The organism is Laedolimicola ammoniilytica, from assembly GCF_025567165.1.
Classification (GTDB): domain Bacteria; phylum Bacillota; class Clostridia; order Lachnospirales; family Lachnospiraceae; genus Laedolimicola; species Laedolimicola ammoniilytica.
Genome location: NZ_JAOQKC010000006.1, coordinates 182569 through 192835 on the forward strand (window position 1 = coordinate 182569; position 10267 = coordinate 192835).

9 protein-coding genes and 1 pseudogene are annotated in these 10267 nt (G+C 40.6%); 2 read left to right on the forward strand and 8 right to left on the reverse strand.

Going from position 1 to position 10267, the window contains the following annotated elements; all coding sequences use genetic code 11:
• Positions 1 to 15: 15 nt before the first annotated feature.
• The 6 genes from OCV63_RS06465 to OCV63_RS06485 form a co-directional block, all read right to left on the reverse strand.
• On the reverse strand, positions 16 to 801 hold the full coding sequence (locus OCV63_RS06465; protein WP_158362931.1) for a hypothetical protein: 786 nt from the start codon (positions 799 to 801) through the stop codon (positions 16 to 18).
• Positions 785 to 1663, reverse strand: a complete 879-nt coding sequence (locus OCV63_RS06470) for a DUF6077 domain-containing protein (protein WP_158362933.1) — start codon at positions 1661 to 1663, stop codon at positions 785 to 787. Before OCV63_RS06470 ends, OCV63_RS06465 begins: the two co-directional genes overlap by 17 nt.
• Before the next feature lie 10 nt (positions 1664 to 1673).
• Complete coding sequence (locus OCV63_RS06475) at positions 1674 to 2414, reverse strand: hypothetical protein (protein ID WP_158362935.1); 741 nt, start codon at positions 2412 to 2414, stop codon at positions 1674 to 1676.
• A gap of 13 nt (positions 2415 to 2427) precedes the next feature.
• On the reverse strand, positions 2428 to 3501 hold the full coding sequence (locus OCV63_RS06480; protein ID WP_158362937.1) for a DUF6077 domain-containing protein: 1074 nt from the start codon (positions 3499 to 3501) through the stop codon (positions 2428 to 2430).
• A gap of 186 nt (positions 3502 to 3687) precedes the next feature.
• Positions 3688 to 3831, reverse strand: a complete 144-nt coding sequence (locus OCV63_RS17425; RefSeq protein ID WP_317245678.1) for a hypothetical protein — start codon at positions 3829 to 3831, stop codon at positions 3688 to 3690.
• On the reverse strand, positions 3825 to 4481 hold the full coding sequence (locus tag OCV63_RS06485; protein WP_317245679.1) for an AAA family ATPase: 657 nt from the start codon (positions 4479 to 4481) through the stop codon (positions 3825 to 3827). Before OCV63_RS06485 ends, OCV63_RS17425 begins: the two co-directional genes overlap by 7 nt.
• A gap of 340 nt (positions 4482 to 4821) precedes the next feature.
• On the opposite strand from OCV63_RS06485, the gene OCV63_RS06490 reads away from it, so the two are divergent.
• Both OCV63_RS06490 and OCV63_RS06495 read left to right on the forward strand, forming a co-directional pair.
• Positions 4822 to 5829, forward strand: a complete 1008-nt coding sequence (locus tag OCV63_RS06490) for an acyltransferase family protein (protein WP_158362939.1) — start codon at positions 4822 to 4824, stop codon at positions 5827 to 5829.
• Positions 5830 to 6004: 175 nt separating this feature from the next.
• Positions 6005 to 7030 (forward strand): annotated as a pseudogene (locus OCV63_RS06495) (IS3 family transposase); the annotation flags it as partial.
• Positions 7031 to 7448: 418 nt separating this feature from the next.
• Here the strand turns inward: OCV63_RS06495 and ltrA are convergent.
• Both ltrA and OCV63_RS06505 read right to left on the reverse strand, forming a co-directional pair.
• On the reverse strand, positions 7449 to 8732 hold the full coding sequence (gene ltrA / locus OCV63_RS06500; protein ID WP_158362941.1) for a group II intron reverse transcriptase/maturase: 1284 nt from the start codon (positions 8730 to 8732) through the stop codon (positions 7449 to 7451).
• A gap of 535 nt (positions 8733 to 9267) precedes the next feature.
• A complete protein-coding gene (locus OCV63_RS06505) occupies positions 9268 to 9888 on the reverse strand; it encodes a DUF234 domain-containing protein (protein WP_262670674.1) in 621 nt (206 codons plus the stop codon).
• Positions 9889 to 10267 lie beyond the last annotated feature (379 nt).

Consider the following 10267-nt stretch of genomic DNA (forward strand, 5'->3'; position numbering starts at 1 on the left):
CCTTTCTCCTCATTATCAGAACTTCACCAGGGTATAATGCTCCGTTATATATAAAATCTGAATTTCCCCATTACTCTCCAGCTCATCCAATCGCGGCATCGGTGCGTTCACATCCGGAGCGACAATCATGTAATTCGCTCCCAAATCACTGGCCGTATTGATCAGATACTGTGAATCAAACATTCCCGCTGTCATCTTGTTATGAAGATCCTGAATTTCATCCGGATATGCGCCTTCTTCTCCGATATCGGAACCATACAGCAGATGGATACTGCCGGAAACTTGCCGAAGCAACGGCAGAAAATCATCGTCTGCTATCACGGTTTTGTCTCCGTCTAAAGCATCCAGAATCAGGCAGATCTCCATCTGTTCTTCCAAATCCGGGTTTCGGGTACTGTAGCCATTCTGACTCCAGTCAGCTCTCCAGTATACACAGCTTCCCGCCCACCAGACGAGGCACAGCGCAAAGACGAGCCAGACTATTTTCTGGGAAACCTTTTTCAGGCGGCTCATCCAATGCACGAACACATACGCCATCATCTGCACCACCGGAAGTGCCCAGAGCAGATGGAAATAGGTTCCTTCTCCGGTCAGATATCTGGTACAAACCCAGGTAAATGGCAGGAAACAGAAAAGCAGAATCCATCCCATACTGAATCCCAGGTATCCCCGCACCAAACGATTTTTCTTTTTTAATCCGTATACATAAAGCAGCGACACCAGAAACAGGGCAAAATAGCCCTGATAGGTCATCACATCCTGATGCCATGTAGTATGCAGAAACTCAATCAGCTCTTTCATGTTCTGCTCCTCTCATTACTGCTGCTACAAATTTTACCAAAAGCCAGATCACAGCCGGAATCATAATGCACACCCGTATGGAATCGTTCGTCCACGGATAAAGCATCAAAAACGAACCCCATATCCACTGCTTTGCTGCTCCAAAAATATTCAACACACAAACAGCAATCCCATATAGAAGACCCTTCCACTTTTTCCCTCCCAGCAGTTCCAGGCCAATGCCGTACTGCATGCTGTAAAACAGGCAGAGCAGCCAGACCGGAATTATCTTATATACCAGGCTTAATGTATTTCCCGGGAATAAATATCCAATCAGTGCATAAAATACCGTGTAAACCGGATAACGCACGATTGCCTGTCCCTCGTAATAGGGAAGACCTGTCATCGGATTCGTAGCTCTGAGATTGCCATCCTCTAAAATCGTATTGATATAAATCGCCATACGATCCCCGTTGTATTTTTCCTGAATCGTTCCATTTTTTGAAATCTGAAGCCCTATCAGCCCGATAAAGATAAACGCCAAAAGAACTGCTGCCGTTATCGCTTTCCAATCGCGTTCCATCGGCGCAGTTTCTTTTTTTTGTCTCTTTTGTTTTCCGCCCTGTATTCCGGCTTTCACAATCCAACCTATCGCAAGAATCGTTACTGCCAGGCTTACTACCCTGTATATGCCATAGACTCCAGCCAGTTCCCAGCGAACCAATTTACCAAGACAAAGAACTCCCCAGAGTGAAGCGAATTCCCACAGCACTCCCTCCCACCAGTAACGTGTCCGCATTTTCAATGGTTGCCTCAGCAGAAGTTCCGCAAAGCATCCGGCCAACACCGGATACAGGAACAGGTAATATGCTATTTTTATCATATTCATCATTCTATTTCACCCGATAAATCTTACTCTTATCTGTCTCGGCCACCAGTTCAAAGTACTGGCCGCCGTCGAGAACGGTGGTATCTTTATTCATTACCATGTACTGCAGATACTGACCTACAAGCCAATCGTGATATTCCTGTGTATCCCAGGAGATTTCTTCCTGTTTCGCCTGGTTTAACGGTTCTGAAACCGCCGGCTGCCAATACATAATTTTGATAGAAGCATCATATTGTCTTGCTGTCAAATATAGGTTTTCATCTTCGTAGAATACCCAAGGTTCTTCTGCCCCATCTTTGTGAATCAATTCTGTTGTTAGCAGTAATTCGTTCTGTACCTTATAAATATTCTCGGTCCGGTATGTTTCCGTGTCTATATTTATCGTGAAAAACGTAATAACTACCAGAAATATACCCAGGAATATCCTTTTCCTATTAGACTGTATCTTATCAAATAGCTGAACTCCCACGTACCCCACAATCAATAATACCGGATACATCCACAGAAAGCGATAGGCTCTTGATTCAAACCCAAATTTTGTATATAAAAGATTCATGGTATAGGAGTTCATTATAAAAATTGTATAGAAAACACTGGGAAAAATAACAGCCTTTTTTAACACTTCATTTTTTCCCTGATAAATCACATAACAGCCCGCTGCCATCAATAGAATCCAGACAGAATCTCCTATCCGTGCGAACTGAACTCCCCGGTAAAACTCATACAATTGGTTCAATAATTCCATATTATAACCTCATCTACGGAATATAGAAAAGCAATTTTCCGCTTGTCTCCAGCAAATAGATATAAAGCACCGCCACACAGGGTACAAAGCAAAGAACGGCCGGCACAAGCTGCCTCCACCTTCTTCCCAGTACCACATAGCAGGCATAAAAGCTACCCGTCACAAGTGGCAGAATAAAGAAGGAGGACATTACCAGACAATAGCTTCCACACACTATCCAGAACACCAGAAACCAATTCTGCCATTTTCCATCCGATTTCACAATTCTCGCAAATAAGTAAAATAGGAATGGAATAATCAGGTTTGCCAACAGATTCTTTCCTTCTGCCATCCTATACACCAGATGCTGGGCGAATGATTCTACCACTGCTCTCTGTGCATAGGTACACCACGTGATAATCACCAGAAACCAGAAAACTTTTTTACTGTTTTCTTTGAACAGAAGTCGCCCCCAAAGATAAAATACACAGTTTACCAAAATCAGCCAGGTTGCCGTAAGCACCCACTTATTTTCAATCAGTGGATGGAGGCCTGTCACCTGGCTAACTACAGCTGTATGAATCGGGTACATCTGAAGCAAATAATTAACATCCAGATAAGCATACTTTCCTCCATCAATATAGCTGTATTGCTGTATCGTATTCGTATATAAGGAAGTCATTACATCACCGATATAATATCTGTCATCCGTAACTCCGAATAAGCTGGCTGTCACGCTTCCCATATAGACATACTGTACCAGAATCAAACTGAATACGCCCAGATAAAACTTCGGCCTCTTCCTTATTTTCTCAACGCTCTCTTTCCAGGCCTGTCCCAGTGCTTTCCGCCCCAGCACAATCAGCAACGCCATACCAACCACTACCACACCGCACCACGTCTTTGTCAATGTCGAAAGTGGATAAAACTTCAGCTTCATCGGTAACGCTACGATATTAAAGAACAGGTAATAAGAGAATCCACCTGTCACCATCGCCAACGGCAGCGAAAAATCTACCCGAATCAGCCTCAGCAGGCAGGTTCCAAGCACAAAAAAGCATGTGAAATAATAAACAGCTACCAATACTGCTATTAAAATATCGCTCATCAAATTGCAACCTTTCTGTTTCTGTCAATCAGTTTACTATATCATACTTTCCTGTGAGTAACAAGGCGGGATTTCATCCTACGATTTTTTCACCATGCAGCGCTTTTTAAAGAATGAAATACCATAACACAAAATCTCATCATAATCCTCTTCGAATTCTTTCGCGTACATTCTTGTATTAATCTGTCACAAGGCAGCGTCACATTCGCTTTCCAGCTTTTCCAGATTCTTTACGTATTTTGCCTCAAAAACTGCAAGTCGGCCGTGAAGCGGATCATAAACAATGACGTCGCTGCGCCCTTCTCCATGCTCTTTATTGGAATCTACCATATAACCTGCGCCCGTAAAAATACCTGCAAGGAATGCATCAGGCTCTTCATAACATTCAGCATTTCTTTATAATAATAGCCGTTGCTGTTTGCCTTTGCCACCGGGACATCATATTCATCCACGAAAAGAATCACTTTTTTCTGATAATATCTGTTCATCAATTGTGACAGAAGCTGAATCGAACGCGACACCTCTGTTTTTTCCGCCCGACGCTCCAGGATTCTCTTGAAAGTAGCTTTATCCAGCTCACTCAAAACAGGGCTTTTTAAAAGGTACGCATGTTCCTGATAAAGACAGCTGATTTCATATACAAGCTGCTGATATGCGTCAGCAAAGCAAAGACCGTCCACATTTTTTAACGACAAAAAAATCACCGGCCACTGATTCATCCATTCCCGGCAAAGAAGCGGATTTGTTTCTATTTCAAGACCTTCAAATAACGTTCTACTGTCCTTACGGATATCAAAAAAAGACTCCAGCATACTCATGCCCAGCGTCTTTCCAAATCGCCGTGGACGCGTAATCAGGGTTACCTCTGCTTTTGCCCTGAGAAGCTCGGCAATCAGTCCTGTTTTATCCACATAGTAAAATTCTTCGCTACGGATTTTTCCAAAATCCGAAATTCTTACCGGAATATTCAAGCTTTCCATTCTTGCCGGCCTTTCCCATTAAATTACTTCCAAATACAACTCGGCCAGAGTCAAAAGGTATTGACCCTGACCGATATGATCATTTTAGCATTATGAGGGTGGAATGGCAACGTCTATTTTATCTCGTATATATCATTTTCTGCCCTTTTTAGACGTATTTATTCAATTGAGTGTCACTTCTCGCTGGAAGTTAAGAGTATAATTGGAAGTTAACATATATTAAATATCATCACCCATTGTGCTTACATCAAAGTAATGGTAAAATATAAGAAATTCATTTTGGGAATTGCGCTTGGAATATCTTCGAAGATCAGGTTGAAATAAAGAGGAAAGACCTATTATGGGGGGAACAAATATGAAGCAACGACTAACGTATATAGATATTGCCAGAGCAATAGGGATTCTTTTTGTTGTGCTTGGACATATAAATCAATTTTATAGAGATTCTCAAGGAATAGAGTGCTCTCAAATATTAATCTTTATTTATACGTTTCATATGCCACTGTTTTTTATTCTTTCAGGAATATTATTTTCAGAAAAAACATTTCGTAATCTTTCGTTTTTTGATTTTTTGATTAAAAAGGTGAAGGGATTGGTCGTCCCATATTTGTTTCTGGATATTACAGCAGGTTTATATGGGACGGTTGTTTCTTCGGAAATACAGATTTCTTCTATTCTGGAAGTCGTGAAAAATACGTTAACGATTCATTGTAATGTTGGAGCAAACTGGTTTATATCGGCACTATTTATAGGAGAAATATTTTTATACTTTTTCTTAAAATATTATCGAAGTATATATAAGTATTTTGTATGGATTCCATTTCTTATTATACCTCGGTATTATCCATTTTCAACACACTGGATAAATGTTTTTGTGCGTGGTGTGATTGCATTTACTTTTATGCTAGTGGGGTATTACTTAAAAGATTACTATAAAAATGATGTAAATAAGCAATGGGATGTTATTGTTCTTTCGGTTGTCCTTACCTATATAATAGCGATGCTTAATGGGCAAATTGATTTTTGGGGCAGTAGAGTGGGAAATCCAATTTTGTGTTTGATTGGTGGTCTGATTGGAGCCTATTGGGTTATTGGCTTATCGAAGAACATAAAATCTAAATTACTTGTGTTTATAGGACAAAATACAATGACAATGATGGGGACACACATGATAGTATTTGGAATCGTATGGAATTTGTGTTCAATAACATTTTTCAATATCATGCCATTGCTGACAGCAAATCTATATGGGGAAATTTTAATATTTATTTTGATAATTGCCGCTAATTTACCAATCATGTATGTATATGATCGATATCTTCCATTTCTAATTGGGAAACGTAGGTGAATTGAAAAAGTAAAATCCACCTTGCAAAGGGGCATGCGGACGAAAAGTTGGACTGTGTAATGCCTGACATGTTATGAGGTACACGCAAGAACAAATATCGACAGCACTTGTATTACTAAAAGCGACAGGATCCCCAGACAAAGTTGTCCAAACCTTAGGGTATCCATCTGCACCAATGCTTTATCATTGGTGTAAAAAGTATCCTGAATATTACGATGTTCCAAATCAAAAGCATTGGAGACAAGCTCCAACAGAATTGAAACATGACGTAATTAAACGTTGCCTTATTAAGGGCGAGCCTGTAAAATTAGTGGCAGAAGAAATCGGATACACACCTTCCTTGATATATAAATGGATTAGGGAGTATCGGGAGAAGGCAGTGATAATCGATGCCCTGAAAAATAAGTATTCACTACCGGATCTTCTAAAAAAACTAAACCTTGCAAAAAGTAGCTATTATTATCAAGAAAAACCCATTTATGCAGAGGATAAATACTCCAATCTTCGCAAAAGAATCATACAACTGTTTCATGAAAATCGTGATATATTTGGTTATCGGAGAATTCATATGCTGCTTCATCGTGAGGGTATAAAAGTTTCTGAAAAAGTGGTTCGTCGTATTATGAAGCAGGAAAAACTAATTATCAGACGAAAACGCAGACAGAAATATAACTCCTATAAAGGTGAAATAACACCTGCGGTGGAGAAGGTTATAGCTAGAGATTTCCATGCTACAAAACCGAATCAAAAATGGCTTACTGATATCACAGAGTTTTCTATCAAAGCAGGAAAAATATATCTTTCGCCGATAATTGACTGCCTTGATGGTATGCCGGTGAGTTGGACTATAGGCACTTCTCCGAACGCAGAACTTGCCAACACCATGTTAAGGAATGCTATTGCTACACTTAAACCAAACGAAAAACCTATCGTACATTCTGACAGGGGATGCCATTATCGTTGGCCAGAATGGATACAGATAATGGAAGAAGCAAACCTTACACGATCCATGTCCAAGAAAGGTTGTTCTCCTGATAACTCTGCATGTGAGGGCTTCTTTGGTCACCTCAAAACAGAAATGTTCTATGGATATGACTGGGATGAATATAGCATTGAAGAATTTATCCATGAGATAAATGGCTATATGGGTTGGTATTGCAAAGATAGAATTAAATCAACACTCGGAGGACTTAGTCCTCTAGATTATAGAAGGAGTATAGGCATAGCGGTCTCGATACAGATAATGGAAGAAGCAAACCTTACACGATCCATGTCCAAGAAAGGTTGTTCTCCTGATAACTCTGCATGTGAGGGCTTCTTTGGTCACCTCAAAGCAGAAATGTTCTATGGCATAGTCTCTCTACCGTTTACGCAAATATTAATTACTATGGACATGGATTTACCACTGTCAATCTCCTGTCTTGTTCCCGAGATAAAATCCGCTCATTATAAGCTATCTGGTGATGGATGGGAATTCACCCAAAAACTAAGTGCTTACGAATAATTTTCATTTATCCGAAAAATTGGATAATCGAGTAGGAGAAAATTCCTCTTGATGAGGAATTTTCGACCTCTCACACCACCGTGCGTACCGTTCGGTACACGGCGGTTCAATCAACTTAACATGTAACACACCTTTCAGTGTAATAATCTAACATTGAGATTAGTCCAAATGAGGCTAATCTCTTGTTTGTTATTGCTATATTTACAGCACCACAGCTACATACATGAGCATAGGCTCTTGAACAATAACCAACTTTGTATGCTGTAATCCTGTCAATTCCAAGCTTCATCAAATTCTTCGCACGATTCTGCGGAGTTTTCCATTGTTTCCATATGCACATACGAAGTCTATACCGAATATTTGCATCTAATTTCGCACATAAGATTTTCATACTACCTATCTTGAAGTAGTTTATCCAACCTCGGATAAGCTGATTGAGCTTCTCTACCTTATAGCTGTTGCTGACGCCCCAACTTCGACAGGTGAGTCCTTTCATTCTTTTCTTAAACTTCGCTACTGATTTTGCATGCGGTTTTGCCTTAAACTGATGTGCTCTTGAATCAAAGTAGAATCCAAACCCAAGGTATTTAAGTCCACTTGGTCTATCTACTTTGCTCTTAGTCATGTTGACTTTGAGCCCTAGTTTCTCTTCGATGAATCGTGAGATATTTCTCATAACTCTGTTTGCAGACATTTCACTTCCAACCATGATAATACAGTCATCCGCATATCGTACAAAATTAAGCCCTCTCTTTTCCATTTCCTTATCCAGTTCGTTCAGCATGATGTTTGCCAGTAGCGGCGAAAGGTTTCCTCCTTGCGGTGTTCCCACAATAGAGTCCTCATACTCATCATCTATCATGATTCCGCTGACTAGGTATTTCCTAACAATAGAGATGACATCTCCATCTTTAATCGTTCTACCAATAATAGTCATCAACTTATCATGATTTACTGTGTCAAAGAACTTTTCCAAGTCAATGTCTACAATCCAGTCATTACCATCATTCATCATATCAAGTGCTGTTAGGATTGCTTGCTGTGCACATCTATTCGGTCTGAATCCGTAGCTATGGTCATGGAACTGTTCCTCATAGATTGGTGTTAAGACCTGTGCAATGGCTTGTTGTATGAATCTGTCTGTTACTGTTGGTACTCCCAGGTTTCTGACACCACCGTCTGGCTTTGGTATCTCCACTCTTCGTACTGGTTGAGGTTTATATTTTCTTGTCCTCAACTGTTCCTTGATAATTTCGCCGTCCTTTACAAGATGTTCTTTAAGTTCTGTGTACTTCATTCCGTCCACTCCCTCGGCACCTTTATTTCGTACGACTTGCAGATATGCTCTGTTGAGATTATCGCTGGATAGTATCTGCTTCATTAGACTACTTGTGTCCATGCGTTCTTTCCTTTCCGTCTCGCTTGATTTGACCACCCTTTTTCCGATTGGTTACGGCAGATGTTGTCATTTCTGCAATACGAGACATACTCAAACTTATTGATTGTTCGCCCCTTCGCTCCATCTCCATTACAGAGACTTCTTCGCTACTATGGGCTCGGCTGACTTCTCACAGTTCGTTGTTACTAGGCTAATGAAACCTCTGTGAGACCTCCACGCTTAAGGTGCACGCTCTTTCCTCTCATATATCCGCCACATTTACTCGGTTCCTACAAACGGCAACTTTACGGCTTTGTCTTATTTAGCAGACTTACCAAGCGGAACCTAGCCTCATATGTGATTTCTATCCGTCGGACCAAGAGTTTGCTTACAGCTTCCTTCAGATTCTACCTTACGATAGACACCCTTGCTGTTCAGCTATACACTTCCTTGTCGCCTAGGCGTGTTCGGGACTTTCACCCGTTAGAGCGCGCCCATGGCGCGCAAACTAAAAATACCCTGCCAGTTTTCACCAACAGGGTTTCCATTAGATTGTTTACCTGTAAAGATCCTCCAGCGTTATCAGCCGTACTTCGCCTCGCTCCTGTGCCTGAAGAAGTCCATCCGTAAATCCGCCCTTCGAGAAGATATAATAGTAATAGTTATTACCTTTTCCGAAGACCGATGCGTAATCCCGAATCAAATCAAGCTCATCTACACCTATTTTCTCATTTCTATACTTACACGAACCAATGATATAGTCCTTACCTTCCACAGGTGTTCCGACAATATCAATCTGTATCTGCTTTTTCTTCTTTGGGTCTGTCCCCCACCACTGACCAATTTCACTCAGCTCAATAGGAAGATCCTCTGAATAATAAAGCAAATAATCCTGACACATCTTCTCAAAAATCAAACCCATGTAATCCGGAAGATACTGTTTTACTGCGTGTGGGTAGGTCTTTGCAATTCTATCAGAATCTATTGCACTCATATTAACCGGGACAAACCGATACCAAAAGCGGAAAAAATTATCAGCCAGCAGATAGATGGTTTTCTTGCTCGGTTTTTCTGTAATTGGGGTTTCTTTCTTCGCAATTCCAAGGTCAATCAGTGTTTTCAGATACTTCGATACGACCGAATTATCCTCGCCGACTTTCATCCTGATATCATTCATTCAGGAAGCGCCCTCTGCAATTGCTTTAATAATTGCATTATAAATGGCCGGCTCCCGGAGTTCCTGTTTCAGCAGATTTCCCGCTTCCTCATACAGACAGGTTTGATTACCAATGAAAATATTTAGTCAATGCCCTGGGCAGAGGATAAAACGGAATAGTGATTTCCATACACCGAACAGGCGATGGATTTCACCCCGGATTATTCATTTTTTTCATATGCTCTCGTAAACATTTTTCAAATAACACACAAAATATAAGCCTCTATTTTATATTATATCCTCTCACCCTCCTCATATAATCAAGTGTTTTTTATTGAAAATTCAAGGTTTTTCAACCTTTCATATCTCAGTGAATAAGCCACAGCTATGAGCATTTCGA